The 19,089-nt window shown below is 69.9% G+C and carries 11 protein-coding genes; 5 read left to right on the top strand and 6 right to left on the bottom strand.

Annotation, left to right across the window (positions count from 1 at the left end; genetic code table 11):
• Positions 1 to 11 precede the first annotated feature (11 nt).
• The 5 genes from ACZ4SF_RS31705 to ACZ4SF_RS31685 all read right to left on the bottom strand — a co-directional run bounded on the left by ACZ4SF_RS31705 (position 12) and on the right by ACZ4SF_RS31685 (position 11,827).
• Positions 12 to 7,778, bottom strand: a complete 7,767-nt coding sequence (locus tag ACZ4SF_RS31705; protein WP_468391262.1) for an amino acid adenylation domain-containing protein — start codon at positions 7,776 to 7,778, stop codon at positions 12 to 14.
• A 43-nt stretch (positions 7,779 to 7,821) separates the two neighbouring features.
• Positions 7,822 to 9,009 carry an NAD(P)/FAD-dependent oxidoreductase gene (locus ACZ4SF_RS31700; protein WP_468391259.1) on the bottom strand — a complete coding sequence of 396 codons (1,188 nt, stop codon included), beginning with the start codon at positions 9,007 to 9,009 and terminating at the stop codon, positions 7,822 to 7,824.
• 137 nt (positions 9,010 to 9,146) lie between these two features.
• Entirely contained in the window at positions 9,147 to 9,374 is a 228-nt protein-coding gene (locus ACZ4SF_RS31695) for a phosphopantetheine-binding protein (protein WP_468391318.1), read from the bottom strand.
• Between the two features lie 34 nt (positions 9,375 to 9,408).
• Positions 9,409 to 10,995, bottom strand: a complete 1,587-nt coding sequence (locus ACZ4SF_RS31690; protein WP_468391256.1) for an amino acid adenylation domain-containing protein — start codon at positions 10,993 to 10,995, stop codon at positions 9,409 to 9,411.
• Positions 10,996 to 11,611: 616 nt separating this feature from the next.
• On the bottom strand, positions 11,612 to 11,827 hold the full coding sequence (locus tag ACZ4SF_RS31685; RefSeq protein WP_468391253.1) for an MbtH family protein: 216 nt from the start codon (positions 11,825 to 11,827) through the stop codon (positions 11,612 to 11,614).
• A 450-nt stretch (positions 11,828 to 12,277) separates the two neighbouring features.
• Between ACZ4SF_RS31685 and ACZ4SF_RS31680 the strand changes: the two genes are divergently transcribed.
• Positions 12,278 to 13,021 (top strand): thioesterase II family protein, encoded by a 744-nt coding sequence (locus ACZ4SF_RS31680; RefSeq protein WP_468391250.1) that lies wholly within the window; start codon positions 12,278 to 12,280, stop codon positions 13,019 to 13,021.
• A 727-nt stretch (positions 13,022 to 13,748) separates the two neighbouring features.
• Positions 13,749 to 14,435 carry an LmbU family transcriptional regulator gene (locus tag ACZ4SF_RS31675; protein WP_468391247.1) on the top strand — a complete coding sequence of 229 codons (687 nt, stop codon included), beginning with the start codon at positions 13,749 to 13,751 and terminating at the stop codon, positions 14,433 to 14,435.
• Positions 14,436 to 14,507: 72 nt separating this feature from the next.
• Here ACZ4SF_RS31675 and ACZ4SF_RS31670 read toward each other — a convergent pair whose 3' ends face one another.
• On the bottom strand, positions 14,508 to 15,152 hold the full coding sequence (locus tag ACZ4SF_RS31670; RefSeq protein ID WP_468391245.1) for an FMN-binding negative transcriptional regulator: 645 nt from the start codon (positions 15,150 to 15,152) through the stop codon (positions 14,508 to 14,510).
• A gap of 302 nt (positions 15,153 to 15,454) precedes the next feature.
• Here ACZ4SF_RS31670 and ACZ4SF_RS31665 point away from each other — a divergent pair, with 302 nt between their 5' ends.
• The 3 genes from ACZ4SF_RS31665 (at position 15,455) to ACZ4SF_RS31655 (ending at position 19,032) form a co-directional block, all read left to right on the top strand.
• Positions 15,455 to 16,807: a lysine N(6)-hydroxylase/L-ornithine N(5)-oxygenase family protein gene (locus ACZ4SF_RS31665; RefSeq protein WP_468391242.1), complete on the top strand. Its 1,353-nt coding sequence runs from the start codon at positions 15,455 to 15,457 to the stop codon at positions 16,805 to 16,807.
• A 466-nt stretch (positions 16,808 to 17,273) separates the two neighbouring features.
• Positions 17,274 to 18,182: an acetylglutamate kinase gene (argB, locus tag ACZ4SF_RS31660; RefSeq protein WP_468391239.1), complete on the top strand. Its 909-nt coding sequence runs from the start codon at positions 17,274 to 17,276 to the stop codon at positions 18,180 to 18,182.
• Between the two features lie 109 nt (positions 18,183 to 18,291).
• Complete coding sequence (locus tag ACZ4SF_RS31655) at positions 18,292 to 19,032, top strand: hypothetical protein (RefSeq protein ID WP_468391237.1); 741 nt, start codon at positions 18,292 to 18,294, stop codon at positions 19,030 to 19,032.
• Positions 19,033 to 19,089 lie beyond the last annotated feature (57 nt).

Below are 19,089 nucleotides of genomic sequence, written 5' to 3'. Positions count from 1 at the left end.
CGACGCTTCTCCTAAACGGTCATCTGACGCAGCTGGGGCCGGTTCGACGTGGCCAGTTCATCGAGCCGATCTGCCAACTGGGCGACAGTCGGATTGGCGAAGACCATCGTGACTTTCACGTCGATGTTGAGTTCGTTGCGTATGCGGCCGATCAGCCGTGTGGCCAGCAGCGAATGCCCACCGAGGTCGAAGAAGCCGGCGTCGATGCCGACCTCCTCCACACCCAGCAACTCGGCGAACAGCCGGCAGAGGACTTCCTCTTTGTGGTTGCGCGGTCCCCGTCCGGCCGCGGCTTCGGCGTAGTCGGGTGCGGGGAGCGCGGCGCGGTCGAGCTTTCCGCTCAGGGTCTTGGGGAACTCGGCCAGCGGCACGATCGCCGTGGGGACCATGTACTCCGGCAGTTGCTCCTGGAGCAGGGACGTCAGGGCCGCCACGTCCAGCTCGGCCGGGTCGGTCTTGCCGCCCGGCACCACGTACGCGAGCAGCCGCTGGTCTCCGGCGCTTTCCTCCCGTACGACGGCCAACGCGTTGCTGACGTCCGGGTGGGCGGTCAGCGCCGACTCGATCTCGCCCAGCTCGATGCGACGGCCGCGGATCTTCACCTGGAAGTCGCTCCGGTCGACGTACTCGAGCTGGCCGTCCTTGGTCCACCGCACCACATCGCCGGTGCGGTACATCCGCGCGCCGGGCTCACCGTAGGGGCAGGCGACGAACCGGTGCGCGGTCAGCACGGGCTGTCCGAGGTAGCCTCTCGCCAGCGCGGTGCCGGCGATGTACAGCTCGCCAGCGATCCCCGGCGCGACCGGGCGCAGTGCAGGGTCCAGCACGTACACCTGGGTGTTCCAGATCGGCGCGCCGATCGGCAGCCGGTCCGCGCCCGGCTCGTGCTGCCACGTCGTCACCTCCACCGATGCCTCGGTGGGGCCGTAGAGGTTGTGCGCGACGCAGCCGGGCAGCAGCTCGGTGAACCGGTTGGCCAGCGCGGCCGGGAACGGCTCGGCCCCGACCTCGACCCAGCGCAGGCTGGTGCAGGCGCGTGCCGTGGGCTCGTCCACGAACGCCGCCAGCAGGGAGGAGACGAAGACCGCGCCGGTCACCCGCTCCCGCTGGATCAGCTCGGCCAGGTAGGCCGGATCGCGGCGCCCGTCCGGGTGCGCGATCACCACAGCGGCCCCCACCTGCACGGGCCCGAACATCTCCGGCACCGACGCGTCGAAGCTCGGCGCCGTGCTGAACAGCACCCGGTCCTCGGCCGTGACGTCGAAGTGCTCCAGACCCCACTCGATCCGGTTCATGATCGACCGGTGCGACACCTGGACGCCCTTGGGGCCACCGGTGGAACCGGAGGTGAAGATGACGTACGCGACGTTGTCCGGCAGCAGCGCACGCTCCGGGTTCGTCTCCGGGTACCCGGAGACGTCCGGAAGCGCTTCTTCGAGCACCAGCAGCGGCTTCGCGCTGTCGAGCATGTGCCGCACCCGGTCCTCGGGCAGCTCGGGGTCCACCGGCACGTACGCCGCACCGGACTTGACCACCGCGAAGGCCGCCACCATCAGGTCGACCGAACGCGCAATGCGCACGGCGACCGGCTGCTCGGGGCCGGCGCCCTGTTCGACCAGCCAGTGGGCCAGCTGGTTGGCACGCCGGTTGAACTCCCGGTACGTCAGCGTCTCCTGCTCGCCGATCACCGCGACACGGTCCGGGGTGCGCTCCGCCTGCGCCTCGAACGCGCCCGGCAGGGTGTCCTCGGCCACCGGATGCGCGGTGTCGTTGACCTCCCGTAGCAGCCGGTCCCGCTCCTCCTGCGACAGCACCTCGATCGCGCTGACCGGCACGTGCGGGTCAGCGAGCACCTGCTTCAGCACCCGGACCAGCCGGGCGCCGATGGCCTCGGCCTCTTCGAGGTCGTAGAGGTCCTTCTGGTAGTCGAGGGAGAGCCGCAGGTAGGGGTCGGCGGCGGCGAGGGCGAGCGCGTAGTGCGCGCCCGCGATCGGCCGGATGGCGTCGATCGTGAGCCCCGCCGAGGTGTTCGCGTCGACCATGCCCTCGCGGTCCATCGGATAGTTCTCGAACCCGATGAACGTGTCGAACAGAGCCGGGAGCCCGCTGTCGCGCTGGATGTCGGCCAGGCCGTAGTAGTGGTGGTCGAGCAGCGCCATCTGCCGGTTCTGCAGCTCAGTGACTATGTCGGCCACGCTGTGGTCCAGCTGCCAGAACACCCTGATGGGCAGCGTGTTGATGAACAGGCCGACCATTTCCTCGGACCCGATCAGGTCCGCCGGGCGGCCGTTGACGGCGGCGCCGAACACCACGTCCTGCTGTCCGGTCAGTTTCGACAGCAGGACCGCCCACGCGCCTTGCAGGAGGGTGTTGAGCGTGACGCCGAGTTCCGCGGCGCGCCGGGCGAGTTCCCGTCCCTTGTCGATCGACAGCGGTACCTCGACCTTGCCGATGGCGGAGGCGCCCTCCTGGACGGAAGCGTCCGGGGCCACGAGCGTCGGCTGGTCGAAGCCGGCCAGCTCGGCCTTCCACCGGGCGGCTGAGGCCTCGCGGTCGTGCGTGGACAGCCAGGTCAGGTAGTCGCCGTAGCTGCGTACCGGGGGAAGCTCGTCGGCCCCGGCGTACAGCCGGATCAGGTCCCTGATCACCAGTGGCGAGGACCAGCCGTCGAAGACGGTGTGGTGTGCCGTGATGACCAGCTTGGCGTGCTTCGGTCCGCAGGTGATCAGCCCCAGGCGGAACAGTGGCGGCCGGGCGGGGTCGAGGCGTTCGGCCCGGTCCTCGGCGAGGAACCGGTCGAGCGCCGCGTCCTGCTCGGCCTCGCTCTGACCGGTCAGGGCGATGTGCCGCCACGGCAGGGCCACGTGTTCCGGCAGGACCTGCACCGGGTCGCCGTCGGCCGTGGTGCCGAAGGCGGCGCGCAGGTTGGGATAGCGGTCGAGCAGTGCCTGCCCGGCCGCTCGCATGCGTGCCGGGTCCACCTGCCCGGACAGGTGCAGCACCAGCTGCATGTGGTAGACGTCGTAGGAGTCCTCGGCCAGCGCGGCCTGGAACTGGATGCCGGACTGCCCGGGGGCCTGTGGCCACACCTCGGCCAGCCGGCCGTAGCGTGCCTCCCATGCCTCGATCTCGTCCTGCTTCACCGCGACCAGCGGGGCGTCGGAAGGCGTGAGCCCGCCGGCCTGCGGGTGTGCGGCGTACGCGGCCATACCGTGCAGCACCTCGACCCACAGGTCTGCCAGCTCACGGACCTGCTCGTGGGAGAGCACCCCGGTGGGGAACATGAAGGCGGTCTGCAGCCGGGTGCCGTCGGCGGTGTCCGTGGCGACCGAGTTGACCTCGAGCGCGGACAGCGCGGGCAGGTCCTCGTCGAGTGCCGGGATCAGCTCGGCGGACCAGGACGCGGGTCCCCAGCCCTGCGCGCGCAGGTGCTCGGGCACATCCGTGTCGGCGATCCGGCCGAGGTAGTTGAAGCCGATCTGCGGCGCCGGGTACTCGGCGAGCTGAGCTGCGGTCTCCGGGTTGAGGTGGCGCAGCAGTGCGTAGCCCACGCCCTTGTCCGGGATCTGGCGCAGCTGCTCCTTGACCTGCTTGATCGCCGTACCGGCCGCGGGGCCGCCGGCCAGTACGTCGGTCAGGTCCGCCCCGCGCACGTCGACGCGGGCCGGGTGCATGCTGGTGAACCAGCCGACGGTCCGGGAGAGGTCGGCGCCGGGGACGATGTCCTCCTCGCGCCCGTGGCCTTCCAGGCGGACCAGGAGCGAGCGGTCCGCGCCGCTCCACCGGTTCACCGCGAGGGCGAGCGCGGCGAGCAGCACGTCGGTGCCGGTGCCCTTGAACGCCGCGGGCAGCTTGGTCAGCACCGCTTCGGTGACCTCGGCGGGCAGCTGCACCCGCACCGTGTCGACCGTGGACATCACGTCCACCACCGGGTCGAACGCCCGTGTGCCCAGCGGCTGGTTGGGCGCCTCCAGCAGCTCCTGCCAGTACGACAGTTCCGCTTCCCGCTCGGGGGTGAGCGCCTCGTCCTGGAGCGCCAGTGCCCAGCGGCGGGCCGAGGTGCCGACCGCGGGCAGCTCGGGCGCCTTGCCGGAGCGGACCTGCTGCCATGCCTCGGCGAGATCCGACATGAGGATCCGCCAGGAGACGCCGTCCACCACCAGATGGTGCAGTACCACCAGCAGCCTGCCCGCACCCGACTCGGCGGCGAACCAGACGAAGTCCGCCATCACGCCGGCTTCCGGGTCGAGTCGCCCGGCCGCCTCGTCCAGCTCGGCCTTCGCCGCCTGAAGCGAGGACGGCTCGTCCCACCGGCCGTCGCAGGGAACCCGGCGGATCAGGTCCGCCGCCCGCACGGCGCCCACCGGACGTACGTCCAGGGAGAGCTCGTCGCCGCGCACCAGGCGCGCACGCAGCAGATCGTGCCGGTCGAGCACCGCGTCCAGCGTCGCGGCAAGGCCGCTCTCGTCGATGCCCTCGGGCAGTTCCAGCGCCATCGCCATGGCGAACCGGTTCATTCCGCCGCCGTGCTCGAACACCTGCCGCGCCACGGGCTGCAACGGCATGGGACCGATGCCGCCGCCCGCCGCCTCCGCGAGCGCGGGCGCCTGGTCCTGACGGCCGGAGGCCACCTCGGCGAGGCGGGCCGCCGTACGGCACTCGAAGATCTCCCGCGTGGTCAGCTTCAGGCCCCGGGCGCGTGCCCGGGCCACCACCTGGATCGACCGCAGGCTGTCGCCGCCCACCGCGAAGAAGTCGTCGTCGATGCCGACCCGCTCCACGCCGAGCACGTCCACGTACGCCGCGACGATGATCTCCTCGGCCTCGGTGCGGGGCTTGCGGTAGGTCTCGCCCAGGAACTCGGGCTCCGGCAGAGCCGAACGGTCGAGCTTGCCGGTCGGCCCGAGCGGCATCCGGCCGACGGTCACGAAGGCCGACGGCACCATGTAGTCGGGCAGCCGTGCGGCCACGAACCTGCGCAGCTCGGCAGCCGAGGCACCGGCCTGCACATCCACGTCGCCGACACCGCCGGCGCCGTTGTCAGGGACGGCTCCGTCGCCTTCGTGCACCACGTACGCGACGAGCCGACGCCCGCCCGAGGGCACCTCCCGGCTGATCACGACCGCCTCGCGGATACCGGGGTAGAGCTCGCACACCGCTTCGACCTCGGCCGGTTCGATGCGGAAGCCGCGGACCTTCACCTGGCCGTCGCTCCTGCCGAGGCACTCCAGCTGGCCGTGCGCGTTCCAGCGGGCCAGGTCGCCGGTGCGGTACATCCGCTCACCCGCCGGCCCGAACGGGTTCGCCACATAGCGCTCGGCCGTCATGCCCGGGCGGCCGTGGTAACCGCGGCCCAGGCAGGTCCCGACCACATACAGCTCACCGATCACGCCCTGCGGCACCGGGGCCAGCCCCGGACCCAGCACGTAGGCACGCATGTTCCCCAGCGGGGTGCCGATCGGCGCGACCTCGCCCTCCGCCCACTCCTCGGACGCCGGGAGGGAGAACGTGGTGGCGTAGAAGCTCTCGCTCTGCCCGTAGGAGTTGACGATCTGGACGCCGGGCAGGGCCTCGCGCACCTGCCGCACCAGCCGGGCCGGGAGCACGTCGCCCGCGAAGACGACCGTGCGCACGTCGGTGGTCTTCTCCAGGTACTCCACGAGTTCCCCGAGCACCGAGGGGACCGCGCTGATCACCTGGCCGTCCCAGCCATCCCGCTCGCCGAGCACCAGCGCGGAGGGCACCACCTCGGCCGTGCCGCCGGTGGACAGGGCGGACAGCAGTTCGAAGACCGAGACGTCGAAGTTCACGGAGGTGCCGGCCAGCATCCGCCATCCCGGCTGCGGGTCCAGGACGCGCACCAGCTCCTGCACGCCGTTGACGACACTGCGGTGGGTGATCGCCGCGCCCTTCGGCTTGCCCGTGGAGCCGGAGGTGTACATCACGTACGCCAGGTTGTCCGGCCCCAGCGGCGCGATCCGGGTCGCGTTGTCCAGCGTCCCCTCGGACGGCTCCCAGTGCGCGCGCTGGTCGAGGTTGACCGTCGAGATGCCGTTCTCCGGCAGGTCCCGCCATGTTTCGGTGTCGGTGACCGCGAACCGCGGAGCCGATTCGGACAGCACGCTCTCCGCCCGGCCGCTCAGATACTGCGGGTCCATCGGCACATAGCCGGCACCGGACTTGAGGATGCCGAGCAGTCCGACTGCCAGGTCCTCGGTGCGCGGCAGCGCGAGCACCACGAGGTCCTCCGGCCCGGCGCCACGCCGGACCAGTTCCCACGCGACACTGTTGGCCCGGTCCTCGAGCTCCCGATAGGTCAGGGTGCGGTCGTCGCACACGATCGCCGGGGCGTCCGGCGTCCTGGCCACCTGGCGTTCGAACAGCTCCGGGACCGTCAGCTCGGGCACCGCCGTAGCGGTGTCGTTGAACCGGGTGAGCAGCCGGTCCCGCTCGGCCGCGGCGAGCACGTCGATGCCGCCGATCGGGCGGTCCGAGTCGGCCACGAGCTGACCCAGGACGCGGAGGAACCGGTTCGCGAAGTCTTCGACCGTGTTCCTGTCGAACAGGTCGGTGCGGTACTCCAGCCGGCAGCCCGCCCCGCCCGAGCCGTTCGGGATCAGGTCGAAGAACAGGTCGAACTTGGCTGTTCTGGTCTCGAGCTTCTCCACCTGGACGTCGAGGCCGGGGAACTCCATCTGCGGCACCGGCTGCTGCCAGGCGAGCATGACCTGGAAAAGAGGGTTGTAGGCGGTGGACCGGTCAGGGTTGAGCAGCTCCACCAACCGCTCGAAGGGCATTTCCTGGTTGTCGTACGCGGCCAGCGCACGCTCCCGCACCCGCTGGAGCAGCTGCGAGAAGGTCGGGTTCCCGGAGAGGTCGACGCGCAGCACCCAGGTATTGACGAAGAACCCGACGAGGTCGCGCAGCTCCTCATCGGTGCGGCCCGCGATCGGCGCCCCGATGGGCACGTCGTCACCGCAGCCGAGGTGGTGCAGGAGGACGCCCAGCGCGGAGTGCATGACCATCGACACCGTGGTGTCGGCCTGAGCGGCCAGTTTCTCGACCGACCGCAGCAGGTCGGGGTCGATCGAGAAGCGGACCATGTCGCCGTGCTGGCCCATCACCTTCGGACGCGGCCGATCCGTGGGCAGGGCCAGCGGCTGTGCCAGATCGGCCAGAGTCTGCCGCCAGTACTCCAGCTGCCGGGCCGCGAGGCTCTCCGGATCGGACTCGTCACCGAGTACATCCCGCTGCCACAGTGTGTAGTCCGCGTACTGCACGGGCAGCGGCTCCCACGCAGGGGCCCGGCCCGCCGTGCGGGCCGTGTAGGCCGCATGGAGATCACGGAACAGCGGGCTGAAGGACTCCCCGTCCACGGCGATGTGGTGCATCACCAGGACCAGCGTGTGGTCGCGCGGTCCGCACCGCACCAGCCTGGCACGGATCGGCATGTCGGCGGCAAGGTCGAAGGTCCCGGTGGCGAACTCGTCGACCGCCGCCGCCCGCTCCTCCTCCCCCGCGGCCTCGACCACCGGCAGTTCGAAGGCCTTCTGACCGGACGGCAGCACCTGCTGGTGCGGGACGCCGTCACCGTCCTCGACAATCACTGTGCGGAGGATCTCGTGCCTGTCGATGACATCGCGCAGCGCCGACTCCAGCGCACCCACGCTCAGCTCACCGGTCAGCCGCAGGGCGAAGGCCCCGTTGTAGGTCGGCGACGGGCCTTCGAACCGGTCCACGAACCACAGCCGGCGCTGCGCGAACGACAACGGGATCATTGAGTCTCCAAATCGGCAGGTCTATCGGGGAGCAATCCGCCGGTCAGGCCTGATCGAGTACTGTCAAGAGTTCGTTGCTGTAGAAGTCGTCGAAGGAATACGCACCCGACACCGTCGAGAAATAACGGTCGATCAGGTCCTGGTTACCGACGAGCTTCCGCACCATCTCCGTGTGCCGCTCGGGCTTGAGCTCGGCCACGTTGAGCGCGCCCTGGTAGAAGCTGTAGAACCTGCTGTCCAGGTCGCGCTCGTAGCGCTTCAGCGCCGCCGTGAGCGCGGCGTCGTCGTGCAGCTGCTCCCCGACGTAATCGGTGAGCGCCTGGGCCTGGAGGAAGGCGTCGGTGATACCGCGGGCGGTGATGGAGTCCTTGTGGTGCACGGCGTCGCCGAGCAGTACCCACCCGGGGCCGAAGGCCTTGCGGAAGTAGTTCTCCTGAGCCCCCGTGCCGTACATCTGCTCCACGCGTTTGCCCGCGGACATCCGCTCGTACAGCTCGGGGGCGGTCGTGCGGACGGCTTCGAGGTAGTTGCGTTCCACCGCAGTGCGTACTTCCGAGAACTCGCGCTGCGGGAAATAGGTCATGATCAGCGTGAGGTCGTCGTTGGTGGGGGCGAGCGCGATCCAGCGCCCCGGCCGCTCGTACAGCTCGAAGTGGGCGGGGACGCCCTCCCAGTAGCTGTAGTAGGTGCAGGTCATCCGCGGGCGCTCGACGACCTTCGGCGCACCGACCTTGCGGGCCACCAGGGACCGCATGCCGTCCGCGCCGACGACCAGTCGCGCACGCTCCGTCGTCTCCGCGCCGTCGGGTGTCGTGTACCGCACCCCGACGACCCGGTCGCCCTCGAACAGCAGGTCGTTGACCGCGCAGCCCTCGCGGAACTCCACACCCGCGGCGACGGCCCCGCGCGCGAGGATCGGGTCGAGCACGAACCGCCGCGGCGCGTACGTGGTCCGATGGCCGTCGACCGGCAGGGAGAACCCCTCCAGCCGGACACCGAGCGCCTCATAGCTCTGGTGGTTGATCGGCCGGCAACCCGCGTTACGGAGTTCGTCAAGCAGCCCCCACCGATCGAGCAACGCCACGCCCGGCTGGTGGATGTAGTGCGAGGACAGGGTGTCCTGCGGGAACTTCGCTTTCTCCAGGAGCAGGACGCGATATCCCTGCCGCGCGAACAACATGGCCGCCGGCGAACCCGCACAACGGGCACCGATGACAATCACATCGTACATGGCGCCTCTCTTACCGAATAGATTTAAAGGTCTCAACGGCCGCAGCCGGAAGAGTCATTGGGGTTGAGCACCGTGATGCCGCGGCCGGGAATTTCCGCTGCCGCGCACCAATTCATATGGGCGCTCTGATCACGCTATCAGGTCACCGAATCCATGGATTCGATGTAATCAGAAATCGAAGCCACCGTCGGGTTGAGGTACATCTGATCCATCGTGACTTCGACGCCCAGCTCATCGATGAAGGCGATCTGGATCCTGGACATGGTCACCGACTGGCCGCCGAGGGCGAAGAAATCGTCGTCCACCGCTATGTCGTCGCGCTGGAGTTCCCGGCACCATATGGCGCGCACCCGCTCGGCAATCATCACAGTCCTCTCGGTTGTCATCAAGGTCCGTCGACTAGGCCGTCGTACCGATGACGGCGAACTGGTTCCGGCAGGCGTCGACCAGCGCCTTGCGGTCCACTTTTCCGTGCGGGCTCAACGGAAGCCGTGGAATGTTGATGCACCGGGCAGGAACCATGTTCCGCGGCAGCGTCCGGAGGAGGCGGGCGCGCACGTCGCTCTCGGCCGGCTCGCCTTGCGAGGGGACGATGAACGCGACCAGTTCCGCCTCGCCGGCACCGGAGTCGGCGATCACTACGGCGGCCTCCCGGACCCCGTCCAGCCTCCCCAGCGCGCGCTCGATGTCGGTGGGGTCGATGCGCATTCCCCGCACCTTCACCTGCGCGTCGATCCTGCCCAGGACGACGAGTTCGCCGGCCTCGGTCACGTAGCCGCGGTCGCCCGTGCGGTACAGCCTGCGCGACTCACCGTCGACCACGATCGTCGTGAACTTCTCGGATTCGGGGCCTGTGCCGTTGAGGTATCCCGCTCCGACGCTGGCCCCGGAGATGCAGATCTCGCCGGATTCCCCCGCCGCGACACCGCGCATGTGCTCGTCGAGGAGGTGGATTTCGGTGTTGTGGGCCGGCCTGCCGACCGGTGCGATCTCGTGTTCGCCGGGTCGGTAGTCGGCGAGGTCGTACGACGTCGCGACATCCGTGCACTCGGCGACTCCGTACTGGTGGAGCAGGGTGCACGTGTTCCCCTCACGCCGCGCCCAGTCCGCGATCCGTTCGACCTTCAGCGGTTCCCCGCCGAAGAGCACGTAGTCCAGCCGGGCGAGCGCCTCACCTCCGCGTGCGGTTTCCCAGTCCACCAGCAGGTACAGCGTGCTGGAGGCGCAATGCACCGTGCGTATGTCGTGGTCGGTCAGCATGCGGTACGCCACCAGGGCGTCGAAGTTCCGGCTCGCCATGAGGTACTGGGTGGCGCCGCAGAACAGCGGCGTCATCAGGCTGCGCTGGGAGAGGTCGAACCCGAACGCGCTGACGACCAGGTTGTTCGACCCGCGGTGCAGGCCGTACTCGAGCATCAGCCAGTTCATCAGGTTGAACCAGCCCTCGTGCCGCACCGCGGTCAGTTTCGGTGTCCCGGTCGACCCGGACGTGAAGACCGCGTAGCACACGTCGTCCCCGGTGACGGAGACGTCGGGCGCGGTCGCCGGGAGACCTGCCAGGTAACCGGACAGCTCCTCCAGATCGATGACCTCGACGGCCGCCGACTGGAGGAGCCCGGCCGTCGCCGGGGAGGCCACGATCAGGGCGAGGTCGGGCACCTGGCCCAGCAGCAGTTCGAGCCTCGCCGCCGGGTAGGCCGGGTCGAACGGTACGTAGGCCGCGCCTGCCTTCAGCGTGCCGAGGATGGCGACGACCATGTCGATCGAGTAATCGAGGCAGACGCCGACCTTCGCACCGCGGCCGTGTCCGCACGTGGTGAGGAAGTGGGCGAACCGGTTCGCCTTCGCGTCCAGCTCCGCGTACGTCACCTGCTGTCCGGCGCAGAAGACGGCAACGGCGTCGGGGGTGGCTTCCGCGTGCGCCTCGAACTGCTTGTGGACGACGGGCTCCGGGGGCAGGGCGACCCGCTTTCCCTGAAGGATCATCAACTGGCTCCGATATGAGAGGTGTCCGGTCGGACGAGCCGCCGGCGCACCGCGGGGGACAGGCTTGCCGACACCTTCGAGCGGCGCGTTGTCAGGCGGTGCTCCGGTCAGCGGTGGGCGGATCGGCGGTGTCGAGCGCCTGGGGCACCCACGTGTGGACGGGCGGGCCGTGCGCGGCAGCCGCCTTCGAGTGGAACTCCGGCCGGCCGGCGGACAGCTCGATACCTCGGTCGGTGTGCTGGGCGAAGCGGAGGCCGTTCCGCCTGCGGTGGTGCTCGGACCGCCTGGCCGCCCACGTGTGGTGCGCGAGGTCGGGTAGTCGAGCCCGGTCCGCTCGATCGCCTCCTTGTACCGCCGCCACCCGTAGGCGGCCTCCCCGTGGGCCAGCCGGCCGGTGAGCCACCGCGCCGGGGAGTTCACCAGCTCGCGCAGGCGGCTCCCGGCAGCTCCGAGGACCGCTCCGGCAGCCTCTGCGGAAGGAGCCTCCCCCTCGGCGGACAGCCGCTGATCCGGGACGACCGCGGGGGCGTGCCGTACGGCCCTGTCGCGTCAGCAGCGTCGCTCGAGCGACGCCGACGGCTTGCGCCATATGAACTCAACGAGACGTCACGGGCGTTCAGCCCGCCGACATGGCCTCCTGCAGGCTCTTGGGGCGCAGATCGGTCCAGTTCTGCTCGACGTACTCCAGGCACTCGGCCCTGGCCGCCTCGCCGAAGACCACCCGCCAGCCTGCGGGGACCTCGGCGAACACCGGCCACAGGGAGTGCTGCTCCTCGTCGTTGACCACAACGTAGAAGCGGCCGTCCTCGTCGTCGAATGGGTTCGTGCTCAACTGGCACCGTCCTTAACCGTCATGGAATGACTCGGGATTGGGAATCGCCAGGCCGGGTGCGGGAAGGCACCGGGCGCGGGTCGCCTGTCGGCGTTGTCCGGTCGACAGGACATCCGGCCTCGGTGGCGACCTCGGCATTGCCACGACACCGTAAGGACTCGACCGTCAGCGCTACAAGGCCGGCATGCTCGCAGGCCAACCGGTCACCCGCCCGGATCTCCACCGGCCGGGATCCTCTGTACCCCGCCGGCTTGCTGTGTCAGGATGCCGGGCCGCATCTGGAGTCGATCACCGGCAGCTGCGCCGTACGGCACCCGGCCCGCCGGCCCGGGCCGCCTGAGGATCGCTGCAGAGTCGCTCCATGCAGCGGAGCCACCCTTGGTGACGGCGCCCTGGCGGCCGGAGACCGTTCCATGGGCGATGATGTGTCGCCCGATCCGAGAGAGAGCGATGGCCAGCACACGACCTGACCTGCGCCTGTTCGTCCTGCACCACGCAGGGGGCTCACACCTGCTGTACCGCGACTGGCCGGCCCGGCTGCCGGACACCTGGGACGTGCGGCTGCTCGACGCCCCAGGCCACGGCCAGCTTCTCGACCAGCCGCAGATCACGGACGTCGGCCGTCTCGCGGACTTTCTGCTGAGCAGCATCGAGCCCGAACTGTCCTGCCCCTACGCCCTTTTCGGGCACAGCATGGGTGCCCTCATGGCGTACGAGATCACCCAGCGGCTCGTCGACCGGGGCTTGCCGCCGCCGGTCTGGGTGGGTGTCTCCGCACGAGTGGCACCGCAGCTGGCGGTGCAGCGGAGCTGGTACAACGACGTGTCCGGCGACGAACTGCGGACCCGTCTGAAGCAGCTCGGCGGCACGCCCGACGGGATACTCGACGATCCGGAACTGTGGGCCCTGTACGAGCCGATCATCCGGGCCGACCTGCGCCTGTTGGAGACCTGGCGCCCCGCTCCCGACTCCGGCCCGCTGCCCGTGGCGCTGTCCGCCTACGCGGGCGGCGAAGACCGCTCCGCCTCACCGCTGCGGATGGCGGGGTGGGAAGAGCACACCGAGCACTTCGTGGGGCTGCGGGTCTTCGACGGCGGTCACTTCTACTTCGTGGACGATCCCGGTCCGCTGTTGCGGCAGATCGAACGGGACGCGACCACGGCGCTCGACGCGGCGGGCGCGACGCGCTCCTGAACCTGCGGATCCTTCTCGCGGGGCCGGGCAGGTAGCGCTGGGGCCGGGCAGGGCCTCGGGTGGTCGGAGGGCGGGCACGACACCGACTGACAGCCGGCCGGCCACAGGCGCGCCGAGGAGCCCGCAGCCCGAAGGGGGCACTGCGGCCTCTCCCTCGCCCTGCCGCACGGCTGATCCGCCGCCGTCGCGGAGGCGACTTCGTCGGCGGCGCGCGTTCGGCGCGTCGGCCCCGCGCGTCCCCGCGGTCGAGGCGGTGTCCGCAGTCGGCGGACCCGCCGGCGGCGCGCACATGGCGCGGCCGTCGGCGGTTTCCCCGCCGGGCCGTCCGCTCCGGCAGCAGTCTCATGCCCCGGCGATGGATTCTGGCCGGAATCGATCAGCCCCTGCGGACGGACGACGATGAAGTCCCGTCGCCGGGACAGCCCCCGGGCGGTCAGCCTGCACCGATCACCTTCCCGGCCGCCCGGGGGCTCGCCGGTGATGCCGTCGGACGACCGGCGCCACGCCATGCAAACGTTCACCGTGCAACCGTTCGAGTGCCACTCCAGTGCCCCTTCAGCCCGTCCCGCGAGTCTTCTGGCCGGTTATATGCACCCAACTCATGGAGGGCACGATGGCGCGTCAGGCCGGTCGAACCCCGGGACCGCAGAGCGGTCCGACAACCACCCTCCCGCAGCCCCCGTCATGGCCGTCGCAGACCGCGGGGGCCGGGCCGGGCCGGGGCCAGGTGCTGACGACCAAGGTGGGTCTGCAGATGCCGACCGGGATGGCCTACGAGGAGTGGGAGCGGTCCGGGCGTCAGCTCGCCGGCGTCCTCGACTCGTCCTCCTGGTGGCTGGGCGACTGGCTTGTCTACGGCAAGGACCACTACACCGACCGGTACCAGCGCGGGATACGCGCCGTCGGCCTGTCGTACCAGACCCTGCGCAACTACGCGTGGGTCTCACGACGCTTCGACCTCACTCGGCGCCGGCCCGCCCTGAGCTTCCAGCACCACGCCGAGCTGGCTTCCATGCCGGTCGAGGAACAGGACTTCTGGCTCGACCGCGCCGAGCAGCGGCAGTGGACCACCAAGCAGCTGCGCAGCGCGCTCCGCGCCGCGCGCCAGGACGAGCAGCAGCGACGCACTCCCACCGAGCCGAGCCGCCGCCTGGAGGTTCCAGGCAGCCGTCTTCAGTGGTGGCACAAGGCCGCGGAGCAGTTGGGTGTCGACTTCGAGCAGTGGGTGATGACCACGCTGGACAGCGCGGCCGCGAACGCCCTGGAGGACCTCGGCGGGCCGGGGGAGCAAACGGAGATCTCCGGGCTCAAGGGCATCAAGGGCCTGGCCGAGTCGGGCGCGGGCGTCACCGAGGAGAACGCACGGCCCGGCAGCATCGCCGAGCAGGTCCCGCCGGTGGCCATCGGCGCCTGAGCCCCGGCGCCCGAGTCCCCGGTATGCGAGTTCCCGCCGTCCGAGTCCCCCGACGCCGAGGCCTCCGGCACGTCACGGCAGCCGGCCCATCAGCCCGGCGATCTCTCGCTTGTGCGTGCACGCGCTCTGCCCGAACGACTCCTGTACCCGGTCGCGCACCTCGCCCGGTTGCTCCTGGCTGAGCTTGAACATGCCCTCGGCCCCGGTCACCGAGAACCGGAAGGCCCCTACGGCGGGCACGATCTTGCGGAAATAGTCGAGCGACTCGGTCATGTCCCAGCCGTTGCCGAAGGCCCCCTCGTAGGCGCGCACGGTGGACTGCACCACGCCCAGCGTCTCCTCGATCGAGTCGATCTTCTCGACCACGCCCCGGACATGCACCGCGGTGAAGTTCCACGTCGGCGCGGCCGGGGTCTTCTCGTACACCGTGGGCGACACATAGGAATGCGGACCGGTGAACGTCAGCAGCAGGACGCTGCCCGTCTCCAGTGCCGCCCAGTGCGGATTGGCCCGGTTCATGTGCCCGAGCAGCGTGGCCCCCGGCAGCTCGCCGGACCAGTCGCCGAATGTCTCGGGGTCGAAGATGACCGGCAGATGCGTGGCGAACGGACCGCCCTCCGGGCTGCCGTTTGCCACTGCGAGCGCCAGCGGATTATCACGGATCATGTTCACCATCCATGAACTCTCCGGTTCGCGGTAGAAGCTGGGCACAAACATCCGGATTCACCCTTTCGGAAAGTGGCTCAAGGCATGGCTGTGGCTCAGGTCATGAGTGATCGCCCCACGTGAGGCATATACGCAGCCAGCCGTGCCATGCGGGGATTCTGAGAATCCGCGCCGACCATATAGCCGTCCCGTCAGCAGGACAAAGCTTTTGGAGCCAAGCACCTCTATAGCGGCCTTCAAAAGGACCTCATGGTGCCTTCGAGTTGCCTTCCAGACACTCTCCGGAGCACACTGCAGAACGGTCTCTCGGGCCACTGGCCTAGTTTTCCAGACGCAAAGCGGGAGAAGTTTCTATGGGTATAACGGGCAGGCGCAACCAAGAGATCTACGACCTGGTAGGCATCGGGTTCGGCCCGTCCAACCTGTCGCTGGCGATCGCCTTGGAGGAGCACGGGGCGACCGCTCCGCAGCATCAGGTCAGGTCACATTTCTTCGAGCGGCAGCCCTCGTTCGGCTGGCACCGGAACATGCTGCTGCCGTCAACGACCATGCAGATCTCATTTCTCAAGGACCTGGCGACCTTCAGGAATCCGATGTCCCGGTTCAGCTTCGTCTCGTATCTGCACGCCTCGAACCGGCTGGTGCAGTTCGTGAACAACCAGGACTTCTTCCCGACCCGGCAGGAATTCCACCAGTACTTGGAGTGGGCGGCCGCCGGCCTCGGCGACCAGGTCACCTACGGCGCCGAGGTCACCTCGATCCGGCCCCTGGCCGAGGCCGGGGACGGGACGCTCGACCTCCTCGAGATCGAGGTGCGCGGCAGTGACGGCTCGACCGACGTGGTCACCGCACGCAACGTGGCCATTTCGACGGGCCTGGTGCCGCGCCTGCCGGAGGGCGTCACGTCCGGCGAACGGGTGTGGCACAGCTCGGAATTCCTGAGCAGGTTCAACGCACAGAACCCGGACGACCTCAAGCATGTGGTCGTGGTCGGCGCCGGCCAGAGCGCCGCCGAGATCACTCGATTCCTCTTCGACTCACTGCCGCACGCCCAGGTCTCCGCGGTCATCCCGTCCTACGGCTACTCCGTCGCCGACGACACCCCCTTCGCCAACCAGGTGTTCGACCCCGGCGCGGTGGACGAGTACTACTTCGGCACCGAGCGGGCGCAGGAGGCGTTCTGGCGCTACCACCGCAACACCAACTACTCGGTGGTCGACGCCGACGTCATCCGGGCGCTGTACCAGCGTTCGTACGACGAGCAGGTGCGCGGCAGCCACCGGCTGCACTTCCGCAACCTCACCCGGGTCGAGGAGGTCGGAGAACTCGGGAGCGCGACGCGAGTGGTCCTCCGCTCGCTGCTCGATGACCGGACGGAGGAACTGGCCGTCGACGCGCTGGTGTTCGCCACCGGCTACGACGGCATGGACCCGGCCCACCTGCTCGGCGACTTCGACCGGCACTTCCAGCGCGACGCGGCGGGCAAGCACCGGATGGAACGCGACTACCGTCTCGTCTCCGCATCCGGACTGACCTGCGGCGTCTATCTCCAGGGCGGCACCGAGCACAGCCACGGCCTGTCGTCGTCCCTGCTGTCGAACATCGCGGTCCGCAGCGGCGAGATCGCCGACTCGATCGTGCTGCGGCGCGCCGAGCGCGAACTGGACCGTACCCGCCCCGTGGGGTTCGCGCCCTCGACCGCCTGAGGCGGTTACGCCCCGAGGGACGAACCCCGGTGCCGTGGCAGCGGCACCGGGGCCCACACCACGACGCTCGCGGGGTGTCCCTCGGTCACTCACGCGGCGTCGGCGGCGCGCGTGCCGGCGTCCACCGCCTCCCCCGTTCGAGCCGTCCACGATCCGCATTCGAGCAGAGCGTGAATCATCATCTCAAGCGAGAGAAACAGTCGGCCATTTCCTGCAGTTTGACGGGAATCCACTTCCGTCGGCCTGCGGCCGGCGTGGGTGATTGCGCCGCGATCGAGCCCGGGCCGACAGGTATCACTGTTCCAAGCATCCGCAGCACAGCCAAGTGTTTTCATGCCGATCTCAAGGGCATGTCCACCAGTCGTCGGGGCCGACCCCGAGTGCCGGGGATCGCCACAGAAGGAGTCGTGCCCATGAGCACCAACTGCCCGGTCGGCGGCCTCGTCCCCCGGCGTGCGAGGCTCTCATGACCGTCAGCGTGCACCCGGCCCAGGTCAAGGCCGAGTCCCTCGGCGACGCCCTGCCCTGGCTGGCTCGCCACCAGGGCCGGACGGTCGTCATCAAGCTGGGTGGACACGCCATGGTCGACAACGACCTCACGGCGGCCTTCGCCCGCGACCTCGTCTTCCTGCGCTACGCCGGGCTGCGGCCCGTGGTGGTGCACGGAGGAGGCCCCCAGATCGATGCCGAGCTGGCGCGGCGCGGACTGGAGCGCGAGTTCAAAGCCGGGCTCCGCGTCACCTCGCCGCCCGCCATGGACGTGGTACGGATGGTTCTTGCCGGCCAGGTGCAGCGCGAACTGGTCGGACTGATCAACCGCTTCGGCCCGCTCGCCGTCGGCCTGACCGGCGAGGACGCGAACACCCTCACCGCAGTGCGGCACGTACCGTGGATCGACGGGGAGCCGGTGGACCTCGGCAGGGTCGGTGACCTCACCGGCGTGCACACCGGTGCCCTGGACAGCCTGCTCGCGGACGGCAGGATCCCGGTGGTTTCGCCGCTCGCCCGTAGCGCCGAGGACGGCCTGGTCTACAACGTCAACGCGGACACCGTGGCGGCAGCGCTCGCGACCGCGCTGCGCGCCGAGGCGCTCGTCATGCTGACGAACGTGCCCGGTCTGTACGCAGGCTGGCCGCAGAGTGACGAGGTCATCCCGCGGCTCACGGCCGGCGAGCTGGAGAAGCTTCTTCCGGAACTGAGCGACGGCATGGTGCCCAAGATGACCGCTTGCCTGCGCGCCGTCCAGGGCGGCGTGGGTGCGGCCCGGGTGATAGACGGACGGATCCCGCACTCGGTCCTCCTCGAAATGTTCACCGACGACGAGGTCGGCACGGTGATCGTGCCGGACCCGGACGAGGCGGAGGTCGGTGCGTGAACGAGCGGTGGCAATGGCGCCGCGTCTGCTCGGCATGGCCGCGTAACGGCCGATGCCGGCTCACCGGCACCCCAACAGCAGCACTCGAGCGAAGGCGAGGGCAGTACCCGTGACGCACCTGACCCTGTCTCCTCCCTCTCCCGACGGCCGTGTCCACGCCCTGCCGGCATCCGAGGCGGCGGATCACCATGCCCGGGGACCGGCGGACGTCGTCCGGCGACTGCCGGTGTCCGGCCGCCCGACGCGTGCGGTGGACGCGACACCGCAGCCGCCATTCCGCTGCCATGAACTGACCGTCGCAGCCGCAAGGGATCCGGAGGAGGCCCGCGGACTCGCGCGCGAACTCGCTGTGTCTCTCTCGCCCGAGGCCCGGCTCGTCTTGCTGAGCGCCCTGGCCGAAGCCGGCGTGTCGCACGAGACCGGCCATGCCGGGGGGTACGGTTCCGGTGGTCTCACGGTGGCCGCCCCGCCTCCCTCCGGCCCGACCCTCCTGCCGACGCTGCAGGAGCCCGGCCCGGGCCGGCCGGCGGGCCGTTCCGAGTACGGGAATCCCGAGCCCTGGCCCACGCCCGGCGGCGGTCCGCCCGACGGTCTGATCCGCCTGCGGTTCGCCGATGCGAGCACGCTCGAACGCGCCGGCGCGGCCTTCGGTGCGGGATCGCGCCACGGTTTCGGCGACGCGTGGAGCGACTCGGCGACACTCACCCTCCGAATCCCGGGCGACGCCAGCATCACGACCCTGCGGGCCGTGATCGCGGTCCTCGACGCAGCGGCGATCACGGCCGAGTCGCTCACCGTGCACACCCACGAACTCGACGACGTCGTCGCCGCGCTCACCGGCCTGCACTGAGCATCGGGCCGGGCCGTCGTCGGCCGGTGCTCCGGAGCACCGGCCGACGACGGCCAC

It is taken from the genome of Streptomyces sp. NPDC027663, from assembly GCF_055566415.1.
The sequence above is the reverse complement of the archived record's forward strand: the minus strand, read 5'-3'. Positions and strand labels throughout refer to the sequence as shown.

Excerpts from the sequence above, each read along its gene's own strand:
- ACZ4SF_RS31705 (WP_468391262.1), bottom strand. The coding sequence starts at position 7,778 with ATGATCCCGTTGTCGTTCGCGCAGCGCCGGCTGTGGTTCGTGGACCGG.
- ACZ4SF_RS31665 (WP_468391242.1), top strand. The coding sequence starts at position 15,455 with ATGGGTATAACGGGCAGGCGCAACCAAGAGATCTACGACCTGGTAGGC.
- ACZ4SF_RS31680 (WP_468391250.1), top strand. The coding sequence starts at position 12,278 with ATGGCCAGCACACGACCTGACCTGCGCCTGTTCGTCCTGCACCACGCA.
- ACZ4SF_RS31695 (WP_468391318.1), bottom strand. The coding sequence starts at position 9,374 with ATGATTGCCGAGCGGGTGCGCGCCATATGGTGCCGGGAACTCCAGCGC.
- argB (WP_468391239.1), top strand. The coding sequence starts at position 17,274 with ATGACCGTCAGCGTGCACCCGGCCCAGGTCAAGGCCGAGTCCCTCGGC.
- ACZ4SF_RS31670 (WP_468391245.1), bottom strand. The coding sequence starts at position 15,152 with ATGTTTGTGCCCAGCTTCTACCGCGAACCGGAGAGTTCATGGATGGTG.
- ACZ4SF_RS31690 (WP_468391256.1), bottom strand. The coding sequence starts at position 10,995 with ATGATCCTTCAGGGAAAGCGGGTCGCCCTGCCCCCGGAGCCCGTCGTC.
- ACZ4SF_RS31700 (WP_468391259.1), bottom strand. The coding sequence starts at position 9,009 with ATGTACGATGTGATTGTCATCGGTGCCCGTTGTGCGGGTTCGCCGGCG.